A 1727-nucleotide genomic window follows, 5' to 3' on the forward strand; every position below is an offset into this window, starting at 1 on the left:
CCCGCCGGGCCCGCGCACGTGGAGCCGACGCCTGTCACGGCCGCTCGCACCGACCGGCTCCGGCCCCGGCTGGTGGAGCACCTGCGCGAGGCTCTCGCGGGCGTGCTCAAGCTGCCCGCCGGGCGCCTCGACAGCCGCGTCCCGCTGGACGACTACGGCCTGGACTCGGTGCTGGTCATGGAGTCCAACTCGCTGCTGGGCAAGGACTTCCCCGGGCTGCGCGGCACCGTGTTCTTCGAGTTCCGGACGGTCGACGAGCTGGCCGGCCACCTCCTCGCCGAGCAGGCCGAGGCCGTCATGCGCCTGTTCCCCGAGGAGACCGAGCCGTCGCGGCAGGAGACGCCGCCGTCGGGGCAGGAGACACCGCCGTCGGTGCAGGCGGCACCGCCGTCGGGGGAGGACCCCACGCACACTCCCGTTCCCACGCCCACGCGCACGCCCGCCCCGGGACCGCACACCCCGCCCGCACGCCGGGACGCCCACGAGCCGATCGCCATCATCGGCATCAGCGGCCGCTACCCCCAGGCGGACACCCTGGAGGAGTTCTGGCGCAACCTCGCCGAGGGCCGCGACTGCGTCACCGAGGTCCCCGCGGACCGCTGGGACGCCGACGCCCTGTTCGACGCGGACCCGGCCGCGCCGGGCCGCAGCTACAGCCGCTGGGGCGGCTTCCTGTCGGACGTGGACTCCTTCGACTCGCTGTTCTTCCAGATCGCGCCCAAGCAGGCCCGCACGATGGACCCGCAGGAGCGGCTCTTCCTGGAGACGGCCTGGTCGGCGCTGGAGGACGCCGGCTACCCGCCGTCGCGGATCCCGGCGCCCCGCCACGGCGGCCAGGGACACGACGTCGGCGTGTTCGTCGGCGTGATGTGGGACGACTACGCGATCCTCGCCGCCGCCGAGTCCGCCCGCGGCAACCACCAGGTCGTGCTGGCCAACCGTTCCGCCATCGCCAACCAGGTCTCCTACTTCGGAGACTTCCGCGGCCCGAGCGTGGTGATCGACACCGCCTGCTCCGCGTCCCTCGTCGCCGTGCACCAGGCCTGCGAGAGCATCCGTCGGGGCGAGTGCTCGTACGCCGTCGCGGGTGGCGTCAATGTCGCCGTGCACCCCGACAAGTACGTGCACCTCAGCCGCAAGACCATGCTGTCCGCGGACGGCCGCTGCCGGGCCTTCGGCGCGGGCGGCACCGGGTACGTGCCCGGCGAGGGCGTCGGCGCGGTGGTGCTCAAGCGGCTGTCGGACGCGGTCCGCGACGGCGACACCGTGCACGCCGTGATCCGTGCCGACGCCGTCAACCACGGAGGCCGCACCAGCGGCTACACCGTGCCCAACCCGCAGGCCCAGCAGGCGCTGGTGGAACAGGCCCTGGACGCCGCGGGCATCGACGCCCGCACCATAGGCTGCGTCGAGGCGCACGGCACAGGCACCGCCCTGGGCGACCCGATCGAGCACACCGCGCTGGCCCAGGCCTTCGCCCGGCACACCGGCGACACGGGATTCTGCGCGCTCGGCTCGGTGAAGTCCGCGATCGGCCACCTGGAGGGCGCCGCGGGGATCGCCGGGCTCACCAAGGCCGTCCTGCAACTGCGCCGCGGCACACTGCTGCCCACGCTGCACGCCGAGGAACTCAACCCGGTCATCGACTTCGACAGTTCGCCCTTCACCGTGCAGCGCGAGACGGCCCCGTGGCCGCGCGCCTACGACGCTGAGGGCCGTCCGCTGCC

1 protein-coding gene is annotated in these 1727 nt (G+C 73.9%); it reads left to right on the top strand.

The window, feature by feature from the left end; all coding sequences use genetic code 11:
• Nucleotides 1–1727 (top strand): type I polyketide synthase (locus EBH09_RS30295; protein WP_193776737.1); only part of this gene is annotated, 1727 nt, incomplete at both ends.

It is taken from the genome of Streptomyces sp. E2N166, from assembly GCF_003671715.1.
Classification (GTDB): Bacteria; Actinomycetota; Actinomycetes; order Streptomycetales; family Streptomycetaceae; genus Streptomyces; species Streptomyces thinghirensis.